This window comes from Microcoleus sp. MON1_C1, assembly GCF_036701945.1.
In the GTDB taxonomy this organism is placed as follows: Bacteria; Cyanobacteriota; Cyanobacteriia; order Cyanobacteriales; family Microcoleaceae; genus Microcoleus.
The window spans coordinates 220,904-239,215 of the sequence record NZ_JAUBRO010000001.1 but is presented as its reverse complement, the minus strand read 5'-3'; the positions used below and the strand labels follow the sequence as shown (position 1 = coordinate 239,215).

Annotated in this window: 13 protein-coding genes; 10 read left to right on the top strand and 3 right to left on the bottom strand. The window is 45.8% G+C overall.

From position 1 onward, the window contains the following. Positions 1 to 226 precede the first annotated feature (226 nt). The 10 genes from QUA62_RS00895 (at position 227) to QUA62_RS00850 (ending at position 14,366) form a co-directional block, all read left to right on the top strand. Positions 227 to 952 (top strand): hypothetical protein, encoded by a 726-nt coding sequence (locus QUA62_RS00895; protein WP_006631881.1) that lies wholly within the window; start codon positions 227 to 229, stop codon positions 950 to 952. A gap of 553 nt (positions 953 to 1,505) precedes the next feature. Next, on the top strand, positions 1,506 to 1,643 hold the full coding sequence (locus QUA62_RS00890) for a hypothetical protein (RefSeq protein ID WP_333401978.1): 138 nt from the start codon (positions 1,506 to 1,508) through the stop codon (positions 1,641 to 1,643). A gap of 248 nt (positions 1,644 to 1,891) precedes the next feature. Then, positions 1,892 to 2,761 carry an alpha/beta hydrolase gene (locus QUA62_RS00885; protein ID WP_333401977.1) on the top strand — a complete coding sequence of 290 codons (870 nt, stop codon included), beginning with the start codon at positions 1,892 to 1,894 and terminating at the stop codon, positions 2,759 to 2,761. A gap of 389 nt (positions 2,762 to 3,150) precedes the next feature. After that, positions 3,151 to 4,293 carry a heat-inducible transcriptional repressor HrcA gene (hrcA, locus tag QUA62_RS00880; protein WP_445301626.1) on the top strand — a complete coding sequence of 381 codons (1,143 nt, stop codon included), beginning with the start codon at positions 3,151 to 3,153 and terminating at the stop codon, positions 4,291 to 4,293. Positions 4,294 to 4,659: 366 nt separating this feature from the next. Continuing rightward, positions 4,660 to 4,845: a hypothetical protein gene (locus QUA62_RS00875; RefSeq protein WP_333401975.1), complete on the top strand. Its 186-nt coding sequence runs from the start codon at positions 4,660 to 4,662 to the stop codon at positions 4,843 to 4,845. A 280-nt stretch (positions 4,846 to 5,125) separates the two neighbouring features. Then, positions 5,126 to 6,718, top strand: coding sequence for a methionine--tRNA ligase (metG, locus tag QUA62_RS00870; RefSeq protein ID WP_333401974.1), 1,593 nt, complete (start codon positions 5,126 to 5,128; stop codon positions 6,716 to 6,718). Positions 6,719 to 6,823: 105 nt separating this feature from the next. Next, positions 6,824 to 7,429: a LabA-like NYN domain-containing protein gene (locus QUA62_RS00865; RefSeq protein ID WP_006631885.1), complete on the top strand. Its 606-nt coding sequence runs from the start codon at positions 6,824 to 6,826 to the stop codon at positions 7,427 to 7,429. 197 nt (positions 7,430 to 7,626) lie between these two features. Then, positions 7,627 to 8,826, top strand: a complete 1,200-nt coding sequence (lptC, locus tag QUA62_RS00860) for an LPS export ABC transporter periplasmic protein LptC (RefSeq protein ID WP_333401973.1) — start codon at positions 7,627 to 7,629, stop codon at positions 8,824 to 8,826. 847 nt (positions 8,827 to 9,673) lie between these two features. Next, positions 9,674 to 12,472, top strand: a complete 2,799-nt coding sequence (locus QUA62_RS00855; protein WP_333401972.1) for an ATP-binding protein — start codon at positions 9,674 to 9,676, stop codon at positions 12,470 to 12,472. Between the two features lies 1 nt (position 12,473). Continuing rightward, a complete protein-coding gene (locus QUA62_RS00850; RefSeq protein WP_333401971.1) occupies positions 12,474 to 14,366 on the top strand; it encodes an EAL domain-containing protein in 1,893 nt (630 codons plus the stop codon). 332 nt (positions 14,367 to 14,698) lie between these two features. Here QUA62_RS00850 and QUA62_RS00845 read toward each other — a convergent pair whose 3' ends face one another. From QUA62_RS00845 to QUA62_RS00835, 3 genes are all read right to left on the bottom strand, one after another. After that, positions 14,699 to 15,307, bottom strand: coding sequence for a Uma2 family endonuclease (locus tag QUA62_RS00845; RefSeq protein WP_333401970.1), 609 nt, complete (start codon positions 15,305 to 15,307; stop codon positions 14,699 to 14,701). 163 nt (positions 15,308 to 15,470) lie between these two features. Continuing rightward, positions 15,471 to 16,919, bottom strand: a complete 1,449-nt coding sequence (gene ffh / locus QUA62_RS00840; RefSeq protein ID WP_333401969.1) for a signal recognition particle protein — start codon at positions 16,917 to 16,919, stop codon at positions 15,471 to 15,473. 559 nt (positions 16,920 to 17,478) lie between these two features. Next, positions 17,479 to 18,261 (bottom strand): calcium-binding protein, encoded by a 783-nt coding sequence (locus tag QUA62_RS00835; protein ID WP_333401968.1) that lies wholly within the window; start codon positions 18,259 to 18,261, stop codon positions 17,479 to 17,481. Between the last annotated feature and the right edge of the window lie 51 nt (positions 18,262 to 18,312).

Below are 18,312 nucleotides of genomic sequence, written 5' to 3'. Positions count from 1 at the left end.
TCTTTTGAGTGCCGCCGATCGCGCCGGAACTTATACCCTTGGTGGGAAATACCACTGGAATGACGCAACGGTGACATTCTTGTGATCGGTTCCCCGACCGATTTGACTTTTGCTTTTAGTGAGAAGACGGGGACAATTTAAGTCGAATCGTCAAATCGAAAATCCCATTGCCATAAGGCATGGGAGAGTCAATACCTAGTATATCTCCCGCACCTTCTCCTCAATTATGGCTTCGGGTTTAAAACCATCTACACTAGAACTTCTCAAGCGCTTTAACCGAGCGTTTCCGCAGTTTTATGAGCAATTTGTCAGCAGCGAAATCCAGTTGCAAAACCTCAAATTAGCTTACCAGCTTTACAAAACTCGGCAAGCAGTCATCGAAATCCGAGCCGAAGGTAACAAAAGTGCCCTGCATTTTGCTTACCGGAACCAGTCTTTTCTATTGAGCGATATTTTTGGAGTGCTCGCCGCCTACGGACTGACAATTCACAGTCTGAGTCTGTACGGTCAAATTTACCCGCCGATGCTGGTATTTATCAAATTGGTCGTATCTCGCGGTGGCAAGGTACTGGCAGATAAAACAGCAGAAAACGTCTGTAGAGCCGTTCGAGAGGCATTGGCGGGACATTTTGAGGTTGAAGAGATGTTGGCGGTGGAATTTAATTTAGACGCGGGTTTGGAAGATGTGGCAACTGAATTCTACGTCGATCCGGTTTTCCACTTGCCAGCTTTGCTGATTGAAGCAGATAATCAACCTGGACTTTTTTACAAAGTTATGTATGCCATCTGGCAAGAGGATTTGTTGGTCGTAAATGCTAATTTGCTGGTTTGGCGGGGGCGAACTCGCCTAATTCTCTACTTGTTGGGGCCCAATGAAAGTTTAATTCCCGAGTATCTGGGTCAGAAAATCGCTGAGGGGGTGAGACAAAGATTGCTAGGCGAGCGATTTTAGGGCAAGCTGCCGATGCTCCCTAAATAACTAGATTTCTATAAGTAGACATTAGTTTGCAGAAGTTGTCCAGTGAGATAGGATAAAAAGCTCGGCAAAATTGTTCGTACAAACGAGTGTAGATAGCGGTTTTCATAAACATGAGACACGCCGAAACGATGTTGTCAAGTTTTTTAAGTTTGATGGCGTACTTTAACTTGAAGCCCAAACAGCGCGTGGTGAGTCGTAAAGGCCGATGTTATAACCGTATAAATGGAGTAAATAAGCTCGCGCAACTACACGCAAAAGTCGCAAATAGCCGCAAAAATGCGCTCCCTAAAATTACGTATTACTAGCCCCAAATCCTGGTCAAGTAACAATATACAAGTAAGTGCTAATTTTTCAAAAATTTTTTGAAATTTCACAATTTTGGTGCGGATTTAATAGTTGAATATGGGAGTTGCAAATTTAATTGGTAACTAGCCTACAAAAATATTTTCTTGTCTAAATAGACACTGATATCCCCATAGTTTACGACTTTCTAATCCGCTAAAGTTGGGAAAATTATTGCCGCAAAATGCTCTTAAAAAATCGCGCTGATGTATGTCCCCCTTGCGATCGTACAGCAGACAAAAATTTGAATACTGCAAAAAACATAGAACGCTGGTTTGAAGGAATATTTATTCCAGGGCGATCGGATAAAAGGGCAAGCTAGGCCAAGATTGCCAGTGAATTGGACAAAAATCTTGTAGCGTCAACTTAAGACCGCGCGTTGCAGCAGGAAGTAAGCGGTAAATCGATAAAGTTGAGTCTTTTTGACTTACTTATAGCGCTTCTTGGGTAGATGAGGTAAACAATTCCACTGAAAAAGCTTGAGAACACAGGGTTTCGCCGTACTCTCTCTTTCTGAGAAAGGCTATACATAGGTTTACATAGGTCTTATGGAGCGGGTAGGATAAAAGTATGGCAACAATCGACATCCTAGGGGTTCGGCACACTTACGAGTTGACGGCTCCGACTGCAACTTCCCCGGTTCTGGTATTTGTCCACGGCTGGCTGTTAAGCCGCCACTACTGGCAACCTTTGACCGATCGCTTGGCATCAAACTATCAGTGCCTTACCTATGATTTGCGGGGGTTTGGCGATTCTCAATCGGACTCCGGCGACGATCGCCCATGTTCCGAACCGCTAAATTCCTGCTACACTCCCGCAGCTTACGCTCGCGATTTGGAACTTTTACTCGAAAAACTCGATATATCTTCTGCTTGGCTGGTGGGACACTCTCTGGGCGGTACGATCGCTCTATGGGGAGCCAGCAAATTGTCCGATCGCGTTAAAGGCGTGGTCTGCATCAATGCAGGAGGCGGCATCTATCTTAAGGAAGAATTCGAGCGGTTTCGAGCGGTCGGCAAGCAGCTAGTGACAATGCGTCCCGGCTGGCTGCCTCACTTGCCGTTAGCAGATTACCTGTTTGCCCGCGATTCTGTAGCCCGCCCGATCGGCAGATCCTGGGGACGGCAGCGCTTAATAGATTTCGTGGGAGCTCATCCAGAGGCAGCTTTGGGGGCTTTGTTGGACTCCACCACAGAACCGGAGATTCACCTGTTGCCACAAATTGTCTCCCAACTCAAGCAGCCTGTTTATTTTATTGCCGGTACTAAAGACAAAATTATGGAACCAAAATACGTGCTGCATTTGGCTAGCTTTCACTGGATGTTCCAAGGTTGCGGCGAGAATGTCCTTCAGCTTCCCGATTGTGGCCATTTGGCAATGGTGGAACAGCCGGATGCAGTGGCTAGTTATCTGCAAAATATTCTGAAAGAACACAGTTAAAGGGAATTGGGCAAAACAAAGCCGAGGAATCGGGCATTGGGCCGAGATCCGGTTCGGGGAAACGAAGCTAGCAAATAGAAAGTTATAGCAGAAGGAAGAAGGAAGAAGGAAGAAGGCTTTAGTTGTTCTCTAGGAGAGAGGGAAGTAATTGGCCGGATGGGGAAAGTGCAATTAAGAACGTCCTAAACGTCCGGGCGGTTGCTATACAAGTTAAAAGTTAAAACATTCTTCCCTGTTCCTGGTTCATTCTTACCTCTTGCTTGTTCCCTGTTCCTTCTGCCTTCGCCTAAATCTGTTATCTTAAATAGATAAGTCTGCCCGCTCGCCCTCTTCGGACAGACGTTTCGATTCAATAGTGGCTTTCAACTCTAAATTCTAATTCTGCTTAAATATCTGTGCGCGTTAACCTCACCGATCGGCAACAACACATCCTTTGGGCAACGGTTCGCCACTACATAGCTACAGCGGAACCCGTTGGCTCAAAAGCTTTGGCTGACGAATTCAACCTCAGCGTCAGCCCAGCTACAATTCGCAATGCGATGGGGACTCTTGAAAAAGCTGGACTGCTTTATCAGCCCCACACTTCGGCAGGACGAGTCCCCTCTGACTCGGGCTACCGAATTTATGTAGACCAGTTGATCCAGCCGTCTGATACGCTGGCCCGCAAGGTGGAACAGGTACTAGACCAGCTCAATTGGTCGGACGGCCGCATGGACGCGGCACTCCGCGGCGCGGCTCAAATCCTGGCAACTATCAGCGGTTACATAGCCATGATCACCATACCGCAAACCAATATGGCTTGCTTGCGCCACTTGCAACTGGTGCAGCTAGAGCCGGGAAAGGTGATGCTGATCGTGGTGACGGATGCTTACGAAACTCAGTCGGTTTTGGTGCAGTTGCCGAGGGACGCAGAAGGTAACACGCCTGATGTGGAAATCGTCGATCGCCAATTGCAGATTTTGTCGAATTTTTTGAACAGCAAGTTGCGGGGACGATCGCTCTCGGAACTCTCGGCTGTAGACTGGAGCGAGTTAGACCGGGACTTTGAGCTGTACGCTGAGTGGATGGGAACGATGCTGACTGCTTTGAGCAGCCGCCAAAGCAATCCAACCTACACGCGGATTCTGATCGGCGGTTTAGCAGAAGCGCTGCGCTTGCCTGAGTTTTCGCAGTTGCAGCAAGTTCAAACCCTGGTGCAACTGCTCGAACAAGAGCAAGAACTGCTTTGGCCTTTGATTTTTGAATCGCCTGAGTTGGACATCCCCGGGAAGCGGGTAACGGTGCGTATTGGTTCGGAAAATTCTTTAGAACCAATTCGTGGCTGTACTCTGATTTCTTCGACTTACCGCCGGGGATCAGTGCCGGTGGGTAGTGTTGGGGTTTTGGGGCCGACGCGGATGGTTTATGAAAATGCGATCGCGGTTGTGGAAGCTGCTGCGGATTATTTGTCAGAGGCTATTGGCGGAAATCGAGCGAGTTTTCCTGATGGCGATCGAGGGCGATCGGATCATCCCTTGTTAGATGCACCCTAATGTGAGAGCCCCAAGCTTAACTGGCTTGGGGTTTTATTGTCTGTGGACGTACTCGCAACCTTTATCAACCGGGTTTTGTGACAAAAAACCTAGGCTTTTATCCCACATTCCGCACCCAGGGGTGTTACACAGTATAATTACGCAGAAAACTATATTTTTAAAGTAATAAATTATGAATTTAAAGAGTTATTTATCCGTTAATCTACGTACAATAGTAGAATTTATAGTTTTATTGCTGGATCAAAATAAGTAAAAACCGATAGTGACAGTTGATGCCGAAGGTGGGTTTTATACTATTTTTGGGGTAAGAAACTAAAGCTTCGCGCTTGACCAGAGAGTTTCCTAAACAACCGGGTTTCTGCGTCCATGAGCGGCTCTGAAAGTGGCAGGAGTTACGGGGGAGCGACTTTCCACCGATTGGGAGAAAAATATTGCGATGGCGAGCGATCGCGCATTTACAGAAAGTGGTCGCGGAGTGTTAGTCGAATGGCAGGTTTAGCAGCCCAACCGATGAGTTTTGTTGCCAACTGGGTGGGCGATCGCCCGCTCTAGGGATAGCTGCTGCGACAAATAAATTGAGGAGGTGCTAACCTCGCGATCATCGCTGCTCAAGGCAGCAGAATGTCAAAATATTAAGACATTTTAGAGAGTTCGTCAAAAAGAACTAAAAAAGATTAATGTTGATATGAAAGCAATATTTCTTTTGGGAATAGCCCGGGTTAGACAATTGCAAATAACTTGCAGTGAATTTGGCTTGATTGCCACTCCATAAAAAATTTAACCGCTGAGTTAAGATCGAAACGAAATTTAGGGAATTTTCTTTTAGCATTCAATGAAATCGACTGATAGAACTAAAAATACCTTTGCGATAACAACGCCTCTGTATTATGTAAACGATTTACCTCACGTTGGCAGTGCTTACACGACTATGGCTGCAGATGCCCTAGCCCGATTTGAGCGGCTGCGGGGCAAATCTGTTTTGCTGGTTACGGGGACGGACGAACACGGGCAGAAAATTCAGCGGACAGCCGAGAGTTTGGGACGATCGCCCCAAGCTCACTGCGATTCAGTGGTTCCGGCGTTTGAGGCGCTGTGGAAGCAACTCGACATCCAGTACGATCGCTTCATCCGCACAACTTCGCGGCGCCACGAGTACATTGTCAAAGAATTTTTCCAGCGCGTCTGGAACTCCGGCGACATCTACTTGAACCAGCAACAAGGCTGGTACTGCGTCTCCTGTGAAGAATTCAAGGATGAACGGGAATTGTTGCCGGGAAATCGGTGCTCCGTCCACACCAGCAAGGAAGTTGAGTGGCGCGACGAGGAAAATTACTTTTTCCGCCTGTCGCGTTATCAAGACCAACTGCTGGCCTTGTACGCAGAACGTCCCGACTTCATCGCCCCGGAAAGCCGACGCAACGAAGTGCTTAGTTTCGTCAACTCTGGACTGCAAGACTTTTCGATTTCTAGAGTGAATCTCGAATGGGGTCTGCCAATGCCAGTTGACCCCAGTCACAGCATCTACGTCTGGTTTGACGCTTTGCTGGGATACGTCACCGCCTTGCTAGATCCGGACAGCGACCCGATGTTGGAGAATGCTTTATCTAAATGGTGGCCGGTTGACTTGCACTTGATCGGCAAAGATATTCTTCGCTTCCACGCAGTTTACTGGCCGGCAATGCTGATGTCCGCGAATCTACCGGTGGCGGGTCGCGTCTTCGCACACGGGTTTTTGACCAAAGACGGCAAAAAAATGGGGAAAACGGAGGGTAATACTTTAAACCCTGTCGAATTGGTCAACAAATACGGCGCTGATGCAGTACGTTACTATTTCCTCAAAGAAATTGAGTTCGGAGAGGACGGCGATTTTAACGAAACTCGGTTTATCAATATATTGAATGCTGAGCTAGCAAACGATTTGGGAAATTTGCTTAACCGTACCCTAAACATGGCTCGAAAATATTGCGGTGGCAGCGTACCAAATGTGTTGGGAGAAAACATTGACGGCGACAACCTTCTCAAGGCTATGAGCCTGGATTTGGGCGCTCAAGTAGCGGGTTTTTACGAAGAGTTGGCTTTTAGCAAGGCTTCCGAAGCCGTGCTTGCATTAGTTCGAGCCGGTAACAAGTTTATTGACGTGCAAGCACCTTGGAGTTTGTACAAGCAGGGACAGATCGAAAGTGTCGAACAAGTGCTATATTCTGTTCTGGAATCTGTTAGACTAGCATCTTACCTTTTATCGCCGATTATTCCCAATATCAGCAACGCTATCTATCAACAGCTAGGTTTTTCAATTGACTTTAACGATCGAGTTACAGTTAACAGTTTAGCGAATTTTGCAGCTCATGCTGCCTGGGGCGCTTTGCCGGCAAACCAAACTCTGGGGGAACCCCAACCTGTTTTTAAGCGGCTCGAACTGCTGTAAACAGTACCTTCATAGTTGGCAGCCAGCGCTCTGGGTGTTATGACAGACTACGAATTAGCACTTATTTCCTTACCAATCTTTCATAAAAATTGAGGCATAACAATCATGTTGAATAGAATAGAAAGCAACGATCTTTTTACGCCGGAACAGGTTCTAGAAAATCGCGGTCGAGTAGCAATTTTTATTGACGGTTCTAACCTTTTTTACGCGGCTTTGCAGTTAGGAATTGAGATTGATTACACTAAGCTGCTGTGCCGTTTAACTGCGGGTTCGCGGCTGCTGCGCTCTTTTTTCTACACGGGTGTCGATCGCACTAACGAGAAACAGCAGGGGTTTTTGCTGTGGATGCGCCGCAACGGCTACCGGGTGATTTCTAAGGATTTGGTACAGTTGCCAGATGGTTCTAAGAAGGCGAATTTAGATGTAGAAATCGCTGTGGATATGATGGCTTTAGTGGGGTCTTACGACACGGCGGTTTTGGTCAGCGGTGACGGCGATTTGGCTTATGCTGTAGACGCTGTGAGCTATCGCGGTGTGCGGGTGGAGGTGGTGAGTTTGCGATCGATGACGAGCGACAGTTTGATTAATGTAGCCGATCGCTATATCGATTTGGAAATGATTAAGGACGACATCCAAAAAACATCGCGCCCTAATTATGCTTACCGCCCTTTGTCGGGTCTGAGCTTGATGGAGGAACACGACGACAGATAGGGAATTGGTAATGGGTAATTGGTAAGGGTTAATAGGTGATGGTTGATGGGTTGAATCATTAAGAATTAGAAGTTAAAAATTTAGACAAAGCATGACACATTTTTAATTTTTGATTAAGTGTTTTTCAATACCCAATTATCAATTACCAATTCCCAATTCCCCATTCCCAATTACCGATTACCAATTCCCCCTTCCCAATGATTAATCTCAAATCCCAAATTCCCAATTTCAAATCCCCAAAATTGATGCTGCTATTTTTATCAGCACTGATTTTGGGGATTGGTGCTTGTGCGGTTCCGCAAGAGACTCAAAAAAACAAATTAGCGGAGGATCTCAAAACTGCTCAACAGTCAAACAGCACTTTAACTTTAAACAAAGTAACTCTAGAACAAGCAAACGAAAAGGGCGAGACGTTCTGGAAAGTAAACTCGCAAAATGCCGTTTACAGCAAAGACCAAAAGATAGTTAACGTTCAGAAACCCGTGGGCAAATTGTTTCAGGACGGCAAAGAAATTTACGACATTCAGGGAGAAACGGGGCAGGTATTTCAGGAAGGAAATCAAGTTTTTCTCAAAGGTAACATAGTCGCTAAAGACCTAAAAAATGGAGTGGTATTGCGCGGAAATGAGTTGGAGTGGCGACCAAAGGAGGATGTTTTAGTTGTCCGCAACAATTTGACGGGAGAGAACAAACAGGTGACGGCTTCAGCGAAGGAAGCGCGGGTTTTCAGTAGGGCTAAGAGAATGGAGTTATTCGGATCTGTAGTGGCGAATGTTAAAGATCCGGCTTTGCAATTGCGAACCGAGCACTTAGTGTGGTTTGTGGATCAACAAAAGGTAAACAGCGACCAACCGACTCAAATTGACAGATACAAAGATAAAATAGTAACAGATAGCGGTTTTGCCGACAAAGTAGATGTAGACTTAAAAACTAAGATAGCAACGCTAACGCAAAACGCTCAGTTGATGCCATCAGACCCGCCGCTGCAAATAGAAAGCAGTTTGATGAGTTGGAATTTTCCGGCGCAATCTGTGATATCGCCCGGGCCTGTGAAGGTTTTTCACCGCGTGGAAAAGGTGACGATGACTGGGGATACGGGGCGGGGAGATTTAGAGAAAAAAATCTTTTATTTGACTGGAAATGTAGTAGGAATCGGGGAAAAACGTCAAGCTCAATTAAATACCGATCGCGTAACGTGGTATTTAACTAACCAGACTTTCGACGCCGAAGGAAATGTGGTTTACAAGCAACTAAATCCGGTGTTTAATTTGACTGGGCCGAGGGCGGCGGGAGAGTTGAAAAATCAAACTGTGATTGTCAAAGGCGACGGCGGTGGCGGCCAAGTGGTTACGGAATTTGTACCCGACGAGTACAAGGGAACTTTGGGACAGCAATAATTGCGATCGCAGATGCGGGCAGATGAACACCCATAAACGCAAATCTAATTAAGATTAGATTGAGTAAGCAGGGGTTGGGATGACAACAAATTTACAAACAATTTTAGAAAGGCTTGATGAACCTATAGCCATCCTAAATCATTTGTGAATTTCTTACTCCCTCCCCTTGATAAGGGGAGGGTTGGGGTGGGGTCAAAAATTTACGACTCATTTAGGATTGCTATATCTTAATTGACTGATTAAGTTGGAGAGAGTTTAAGGCTGTTGAACTGCATCTCTCGCCTCCGGGGGTGCGACTGTCGTTTTTAGATGGGGTGTTGGAGATTAGACGTATCCCTGGAAGAAAAAACAAAACTGCCAAACAGCGGATTTCAACGCTATCTCGCTCAGCCCCCTACGTTTCCGGCGATCGCCCGCCAAATCTTTTTAAGGTTCGCATCTGATTCAACCTGAACTAATGGCAAAGTTGAGTTTAGGGTTGATTTAGGCACTATGCACTCAACAGTATTAGGACTTACCAGATCCCCCCAATGCCTTGACTAAGGGGCTTTCAAGTGGCTCCCGGGAGCGGTTCCCCCTTTTGAAGCGGTTTCTCCCGGGAGTGGTTCGCGCCTTTTTAAGGGTGGCTCTGGGGGTCAGGATGGCTCTGGGTTTCAGACCGTATAGTGCCTAAGTCCTGAATATAATTGTATGCTTAAATAACTTCATATTGAGGTCTTGGCCTACAAGTAAATGGAGGTGTACTTAATATAGAGGGAATCAAGAATTTCCCTAGAGATCGCTTTAAATGACCAAGGGTAAGCGACTGTTGTTATTGATACAATCCAAATACTAAAATGACTCCGCCATGACACTAATCGCAAGTGAGGACGAAGTTGCAAAAAGCCCTCAAAAAATCCCGCTGCGCCTCGTCTTAGTCGTACCATTCGTCCTGCAAATCTTTGTTGCTGTCGGACTGACAGGTTGGCTCTCGCTACGCAACGGCAAAACGGCCGTCAACAATGTTACTAGCCAATTACGAACGGAGGTACTCGCCCGCATCAATCAACAACTAAACACTTATTTGGAAACGCCTTATTTAGTCAATGGCATCAGCGCTGATGCCATTCGCCGCTTTGGGTTGTGGAATCCAAACAATATGGGTGCGATGAGAAGTTACCTCTTCTGGCAGCTCAAGCAATTTCCCACCGTTAGTTACATTAGTTTTGGAGGGGAAAGAAAAGAATATGCGGGTGCTGGATATAAGGATGATGGCACTGTTGTTATTGAAATAACCGATAAATCTACTAATTTTCTTAATACGATCATCAGGGCAGATAGAGAGGGCAACCCGACTCAGTTTAAGGAAACCCACCCCGAGTACGATCCCCGCATTCGACCCTGGTATAAAGCCGCAAAAGTTGCAGGCAAACCCCAATGGAATAAAATTTATCAATATTATATTCAACCTAGCCTAGGAATCTCGGCTAGCCAACCTGTTTACGACAAAAAGGGGACTTTTATAGGAGTGGTAAGTACCGATTTGTTCCTCTCACAAATCGGCGAGTTTCTCCAGAGTTTAAAAATTGGTAGATCGGGAAAGACTTTCATCATAGAACGCTCTGGCTTGCTAGTGGCTTCTTCCACCGCCGAGAAGCCATTTTTTAACAGCAAAGATGGCAAAAAAACACAAAGATTAAAAGCGATTAAAAGCGGCGTCCCTTTGATAAAAGGTACAGCGCAGCATTTAATAGAACGCTTTGGTAACTTCACCGAAATTAGCAGCAACCAGCAACTAGACTTCATCCTAAATGGTCAGCGGGAATTCGTGCAAGTATCCCCCTTCCAAGATGGTCGAGGTCTTGATTGGCTGATTGTTGTAGTTGTTCCAGAAGCCGACTTTATGGAGCAAATCAATGCCAATACCCGGAGCACTATCCTACTCTGCGTTTTAGCGTTAGTGCTGGCGACGTTGTTAGGAATCCTCGCCTCCCGCTGGATTACCCATCCTATTTTTCGTTTGAGTAAAGCGAGTAGAGCGATCGCTAGCGGTCAATTAAACCAAAAAGTAGAGGTAAATGGTATAGACGAACTGGCAATTCTCGCTCAATCTTTTAACCAAATGGCACAGCAATTGCGCGAGTCTTTTGCTGCTTTAGAAAAGACCAACTCAGAGCTAGAAAATCGAGTAGAAGAACGGACAAGTGAGCTAAAAGAGGCAAAAATTGCCGCTGATACTGCTAACCACGCCAAGAGCGAATTTCTCGCGAACATGAGCCATGAACTCCGCACCCCCCTGAACGGAATTCTAGGATACGCTCAAATTATGGAACGCGATAAAACTACCACTCCTAAACAAAAAGATGCTATCCAAATTATTCACCAATGTGGTTCGCACTTACTCACCCTGATTAACGATGTTTTAGATATTTCTAAAATTGAAGCCAGTAAAATGGAACTTTACAGTTCAGCTTTTAATTTTCCTTTTTTTCTGATGGGCGTTGTGGAAATGTGCCGCATCCGAGCCGAACAAAAAGAAATTACATTTAATTATCAAGTATTAAATCAACTTCCTAACGCTGTCAATGCTGATGAAAAACGACTGCGCCAAGTTTTGATTAACCTTTTGGGCAATGCTATTAAATTTACAGAAAAAGGAGGTGTTATTTTTAAGGTAGGCGTAATAGGTAACGGGGAAGACTCTGACCAATCATCACTTACTAAAGTTCGTTTCCATATCCAAGATACTGGGGTTGGGATGGCCCCCGAACAGTTAGAAAAAATATTTTTACCGTTTGAACAAGTTGGAAATAGCCAACAGAAGGCAGAAGGCACTGGGTTAGGATTAGCCATCGCACAGAAAATTGTTGAAATGGTGGGAAGCGAAATAAAAGTGGAGAGTATACTCGGTCAAGGCAGCATTTTTTCTCTCGATTTAGAGTTGACTAAATCATCTGAATATATTGAGCCAAATTCGAGCAATACTTCAATGAATTTAACTGGATTTAAAGGCCATAAAAACAAAATTCTGCTAGTAGACGATCGATTAGAAAATCGCTCTCTTCTTAGAAAGATTTTAGAACCCCTAGGTTTTCAAATCATGGAAGCTTGTAATGGAACAGAGGGTTTAGCTAAAGCTGCTGAGTTTAACCCCGATCTGATAATTACAGACTTAGTGATGCCAGTAATGGATGGATTTGAAATGTCGCGACGCTTGCGACAATCATCAGAGTTTAAAGATGTAATCTTGATAGCATCCAGCGCCAGTGTGTTTAACTTCGATCGCCAAAATAGCCACGAAGCAGGTTGTAACGAGTTCCTGTCAAAGCCTATCGAAGTAGACGAATTGCTGGAAGTATTAAAGAATTACTTGCAAATCGAATGGATTTACGACCAACCTGCTGATTTAGGGAACGAACAGCGGGAAGGTTTAACTAATGTGTTAAATGTTCAGAGTGGTGCGCTTGTGATACCACCATCAACTGAGCTGGTAGCGCTGTTTAATGCGGCTCGGATCGGCGATATTGAAGTTGTTGAGCAGGAAGCCGATAGACTCAAGCAGATAGACGCCAACTATCTACCCTTTGCTAATAAAATCTTGCAATTTGCCAAAAATTTTGAAGAAAAAAAACTACTAGCTTTTGTAAAAAAACATTTAAAGGAGTAAAATGTTTAACAACAAAGAAAATGTAATTTTAATTGTTGACGATAACCCGACTAACCTAAAAATTCTGTTCGATTTTTTGAAGGAGTCAGGCTTCAAGGTTCTAGTGGCTAAGGATGGGGAAAGTGCTATTGAGAAGCTACAAGAAGTTTCGCCAAATATCATATTGTTAGATGTGATGATGCCGGGTATAGATGGGTTTGAAACCTGCTACCGCTTAAAAGCATCGGTGGCAACGAAAGATATCCCTGTGATTTTTATGACTGCTCTTACCGATCGCGTGGATAAGGTTAAAGGTCTGTCAATGGGGGCAGTAGATTATATCACCAAACCCTTTCAGCAAGAAGAAGTCCTAGCCCGCGTGCAACTACACCTGAGACTGCGAAATGTGACCAAGACCCTAGAAGAGCAAAATGTGCTTCTCAAAGAGGAAATTGAAGCGCGAAAAGAGGCGGAAGCCGCCTTGCAGAAACTCACTTCTGAGTTAGAGGAACGGGTGGCTTCTCAAACGGCTGAACTTACACAAGCTGTGAACGAGCTTCAACAGGCTCAAGTTCAGTTGTTGGAAAGGGAAAAAAAATTAGGACATGATGCTTTTCACGACGCGCTAACGGAGTTGCCTAACCGCGCTTGGTTTATGAATCGGCTGCAACAGGCGATCGACTTGTCGTACAGACGTGAAGATTATTTATATGCGGTGCTATTTATTGACCTAGATCGCTTTAAAGTAGTGAATGATAGCCTCGGCCATTTGGTTGGGGATGAATTACTAAAAAGCGTTGCTCGTAAACTGCAAGCTTGTTTACGCCACACAGATGCAGTTGCCCGGTTTGGAGGAGATGAATTTGTGCTGTTGCTGGAAGATATTAAAGATATTGAGGAACCAAACAGGGTGGCTGAACGCATCCAACATCAATTAAGGCAGCCGTTTAATTTGGATGATTATGAAGTATTTACCGAGATCAGCATTGGCATTATCTTTAGCACAATGGGTTACGATCGCCCAGAAGACGTGCTCAGAGATGCGGATATCGCAATGTATCATGCTAAAGCTCAAGGCAGAGGGCGTTACGAAGTTTTCGCTCCAGCGATGCAAACTGTTGCGATGGCGCGCTTGCAGTTGGAAAACGATTTGAGAAGGGCGATCGCACTACAAGAATTTTGCGTTCACTACCAGCCAATTGTCTCCCTTTCTACGGGGCAACTGAGTGGCTTTGAAGCTTTGGTGCGCTGGCATCACGCATCTGGCATTATCTACCCGCCTGCCGAGTTTATCCCTGTGGCGGAAGAAACTGGTTTGATCAATGAACTAGGGTGGTGGGTTTTGCAGGAAGCTTGTCACCAGATCGGTATTTGGCAGCAACAGTTTCCCCACACACCTCCCTTGGCGATTAATGTCAATCTTTCCGGCGTGCAGCTCAAGCAAGTAAACCTACTCAATCGAATTGAGGACATTTTGCAGCAGACTGGCATTCCCAGTTACTGTCTAAAACTAGAGATTACTGAAAGTTGCATTTTAGAAACAGTATCCAGGGAAGAAAAGATGTTGAAGCAGCTAAAAGCTCTAGGCATTCAGTTGTGTATCGACGACTTTGGCACCGGTTACTCTTCTTTAAGCCGCTTACACGAGTTTCCCATTGATACCTTAAAGATTGACCGCTCTTTTGTCAGCCGCATTGGGGCAGATAACTGTGGCGTAGAAATTATCCAGACGATTGTGACGCTGGCTCGCAGCCGAGGTATGGATATCGTAGCAGAAGGCATAGAAACGCCAACACAGCTACAGAAACTGCGAGAGTTGGGGTGTGAGTTGGGGCAAGGATATTTATTTTCTAAGCCTGTAGACAGCGAAAAGGCGACCGAACTATTAGGCATAAAAGTAGGGGTAGTAAGCTGACCTGCCATTTAGTTGGGCCGCAATAAATTTTATGAATCTCTTGTGGGAACGGCCCAAAAGCCTACTCTCATCATGCGAACTCAATTCTGCTGAGAATTAAGAGTTAGTTTGGGTAGGATTTTTGATATTTTATGAATTAATAAAATTTACCTCAGGCCCCAAGGTTAATGTTTAGGAATTCCTAACGGGTTTATGCTCAGTAACACATAATTTCCGATATTTTGATTCACTATTGTCTCTGACGATCGACTTCGAGTCGCACTTTTGCAGGGTACGCTGCCCGTTGGGGGGTGCGGAATCTGGGATTGTGCGGATTTGGTATCAAAAGCTATCTAACGCCACACTCGCCTTAAATTCAACACAAATCCTGGCAATACATCTTCCCCGGATAACTCGGCAGGATTGATTAATATTTCTACTTCTGCTTGCTGTCGATAAATCTCTACCTGCCGGTTTTGTGGGTCAATCAACCAGCCCAATCTTGCGCCGTTGTCGATATATTCCCGCATCTTAGTTTGAAGGGTGGAGAGACTATCCGATGCCGAGCGCAATTCTACTACAAAGTCTGGACACAGGGGAACAAAGCCTTTGCGCTGTTTTGGAGTTAGTGCCTCCCAGCGAGTTCTACTCACCCAGGAAGCGTCGGGAGAACGGATTGCACCGTTAGGAAGGATGAATCCTCCCGAAGAGTCAAAGCCTTCTCCTAAATGTTCATGTGTTTCGCACCAGTTGCCGAGTTGCCCGCTGATACTGAGATTGCGGCTACTGGATTCTCCTCCCGTGGGTGGATTCACTATTAATTCTCCTTGTGCACTTCTTTCTAATCTCAAGTCGGGATTTGCCAATGCTAGGGCCTCGAATTGTTCTGGGGTGACAAAGAGGCCGATCGCGTTAGGCAATTCTATAGAGATGGTTTCTGGTTCAGTAAATATTTGTACCATATTCAATTCCAGTTTTTTTTAGATTGAACTCGGCAACAAAAAAAAGTTAAAGGACTCTCGCACGGGGTGGGGCGGGTTTACGAAATTATGCGTTTTAGGCAATTACGATCGGTGAACCCGCCCCTACAATTTTTTGACAATAGTGCAATATGTTTGACGCTTTCTACAACTGTCCGAAACCTTTTTTAGGCTTATCTTTTTTCTTTTTCTTCTTCTGCTGGGCACCCATATAGCCACGGGAACCCGGCTGCATTCCGGGGCCGCCCATTCCGGGCATTCCGGGCATTCCGGGCATTCCTCCCATGCCGGCGAAGTTGCCTTGACTCATTTGCTGCATCATGGTACGCATTTTCTGAAAATCGCTGACCAGCTTAGTTACGTCGTTTTCAGCGTAGCCTGCGCCTTTGCCGATGCGGCGGCGGCGGGACGGAGAACTTGCTAAAAGTTCGGGATTACGGCGTTCTTCAACTGTCATCGAATTAATCATGGCTTCGGTGCGTTTTAGCTGCACTTCTCCCTGCCGCATTTGTTCGTCTGAGAGTTTGTTCATCCCGGGAATCATTTTCAGGATGCCCCCGAGGGAACCCATATTTTTTAACAGTCTGGTTTGTTTGAGAAAGTCGGTAAAGTCAAACTTGGCCGTGAGCATTTTCTCTTGCATTTTCTCGGCATCGGCGATGTCGAATTCTTCTTGCGCTTTTTCTACTAGCGTCAAGACATCGCCCATGCCGAGTATTCTCGATGCCATGCGATCGGGATAAAATGGTTGCAAGGCTTCCACTTTTTCGCCGACGCCGACAAATTTAATCGGCGCGCCGGATATTTGCCGCACTGACAAGGCTGCACCGCCGCGGCTGTCCCCATCTAATTTGGTTAAGATTGCGCCGGTAATGCCGATTTGTTCGTGAAAGGTGCGGGTTAAATTTGCTGCTTCTTGGCCGGTCATGGCATCAACAACTAACAGCGTTTCGTGGGGTTGTACTGTTTGTTTGATGCGCCCCAATTCTGCCATCATGTCTTGGTCGATTTGCAGGCGGCCTGCTGTATCGACGATGATGGTATCGATGCCAATTTCTTTGCCGTGCTCGATGCCTTGGCGGGCAATTTCTACGGGGTCAATGTCTTTGCCTAATTCAAATACTGGTACGTCGATTTGTTTGCCGAGGGTCAGCAATTGGTCGATCGCGGCTGGTCGATAAATGTCGGTTGCGACTAGCAGTGCGGTACGATTTTGTTTGCGGAGGTGCAGCGCTAGTTTGGCGGTAGCTGTGGTTTTCCCGGTTCCTTGCAAACCAGCCATCAGGACAACTGTGGGCCCGGAGTCTGCGGTGGCTAGGGGTACGTTGGTTTCCCCCATGACGCGCACGAGTTCGTCGTGGACGATTTTAATGAATTGTTGGTCTGGACGGACGCCTGAAACGACTTCTGCGCCTTGTGCTTTTGCCGCTACCTCTGCGATGAAGTTTTTGACGACTTGGAGGTTGACATCGGCTTCCAGGAGGGCGCGGCGGACTTCTTTGAGCGCGTCTTGGATGTTGGACTCGGAGATTTTATTTTGTCCGCGCAGTTTTTTCCAGGTGGATTCGAGTCGATCGGCAAGGGCTTCAAACATAGGGCATTGTTGGCTAGTCAGTCTTTTTAATTTTAAGGCTAAATGCGGATGTTTGGATTAATGTTTTGCTAATTTTTGAATAATTTTTTCAGGGCGGGCTAGAAGCCCACCCCACAAGAAAATTCATATATTGTGGAACAGGCATCTTCCTTGTTATTAAAACTGCTGCCCCAAAATTCATCTATTGTGAAACAGGCATCTTGCCTGTTCTTAAAACTGCTGCCCTAAAATTCATCTATTGTGGAACAGGCAAGATGCCTGTTCTTAAAACTGCTATAAGATGTGAGTTTTTATGTATTCTGGGATCGCTAGTTGGACGGTGAAGAGGGTGCGATCGCCCTTTTGGACTTTTTCGATTAATAACCTCCGTCTCAAGGATTCGACGGCTTTGAGGAATAATGATGAGCCTAAAAAATCTATAAAGGGATAAATGTTTTAATATCTATTCTGCAAAGTACGGTTGCGTATAGATAGATTGCCCGCTATCTGTAGGGACGCGGCACTGCCGTGTCCCCTAGCCGGATCTCGCTCTATAGCCCGTCTAATTCCCTACACATAACTAAGCTAAAAACTGGAATTGAGAACCGTTAACTGCCAATGCAAACGGACTCGCTTGTTCAAATGCACCAGTAAGTTCAAAGTTGTCCGTGTTTAGAACTATCCCCACAATCTGTCCGGTAATTATGTTTTTAATCACCATGTCGTTGATAATTCCGTCATTATCGTAAGCAATCAAATTGTCGTCTTCAAAGAAAAGGTTTAGTTCTGTTAAACCCTCCGTCAAACCGATGCGATCGCCCTCGTCAAATTTAAAATCAGTAATGACATCGGCTCCATTTATACCAAATGCTTCATCGTTGCTTCTGAGCACAAATATGTCACCACCGGGGCCTCCCGTGAGCACGTCAACTCCCCGATCGCCTGCTAAGAAATCGTTGCCATCATTGCCCTCTAAATCGTCGTCTCCTTGTCCTCCCCGCAGGATATCGCTGCCGAAGCCTCCAAAAATAATGTCGTTTCCGGCATCGCCCCTAACTACGTCGTTGCCTTCATTTCCGTCCACTCGATCGGCATCTTTGCCACCGTAAATGATGTCGTTCCCGCCGCCCCCGCCGATCACATCATTGCCATTATTACCTAACAGCCGTTCGTTGGAATCCGACGAACCTCCTATAGTATCGTTGCCGTCGAGTCCCCAAACTCCCCAGGGAAAAGACGACAAACTTCCGTCATCTAAGTCAATCTCATCGGGTGTAGCGAATGCCAAAACACGTGGCCCGCCCCCAGCAAATACAGGAAATCCATTCACATCGCCAATGAGATTGTTAACCTTTAAAGCCATAACTATGTCCTTTCAAAAATCCTGTTAGCTGTATTATATATGTTAATTCTT

Coding starts and splice junctions, on each gene's coding strand:
- QUA62_RS00895 (WP_006631881.1), top strand. CDS start 227: ATGGCTTCGGGTTTAAAACCATCTACACTAGAACTTCTCAAGCGCTTT.
- QUA62_RS00890 (WP_333401978.1), top strand. CDS start 1,506: ATGCTCTTAAAAAATCGCGCTGATGTATGTCCCCCTTGCGATCGTACA.
- QUA62_RS00885 (WP_333401977.1), top strand. CDS start 1,892: ATGGCAACAATCGACATCCTAGGGGTTCGGCACACTTACGAGTTGACG.
- QUA62_RS00875 (WP_333401975.1), top strand. CDS start 4,660: ATGAGCGGCTCTGAAAGTGGCAGGAGTTACGGGGGAGCGACTTTCCAC.
- metG (WP_333401974.1), top strand. CDS start 5,126: ATGAAATCGACTGATAGAACTAAAAATACCTTTGCGATAACAACGCCT.
- QUA62_RS00865 (WP_006631885.1), top strand. CDS start 6,824: ATGTTGAATAGAATAGAAAGCAACGATCTTTTTACGCCGGAACAGGTT.
- lptC (WP_333401973.1), top strand. CDS start 7,627: ATGATTAATCTCAAATCCCAAATTCCCAATTTCAAATCCCCAAAATTG.
- QUA62_RS00855 (WP_333401972.1), top strand. CDS start 9,674: ATGACACTAATCGCAAGTGAGGACGAAGTTGCAAAAAGCCCTCAAAAA.
- QUA62_RS00850 (WP_333401971.1), top strand. CDS start 12,474: ATGTTTAACAACAAAGAAAATGTAATTTTAATTGTTGACGATAACCCG.
- QUA62_RS00845 (WP_333401970.1), bottom strand. CDS start 15,307: ATGGTACAAATATTTACTGAACCAGAAACCATCTCTATAGAATTGCCT.
- ffh (WP_333401969.1), bottom strand. CDS start 16,919: ATGTTTGAAGCCCTTGCCGATCGACTCGAATCCACCTGGAAAAAACTG.
- QUA62_RS00835 (WP_333401968.1), bottom strand. CDS start 18,261: ATGGCTTTAAAGGTTAACAATCTCATTGGCGATGTGAATGGATTTCCT.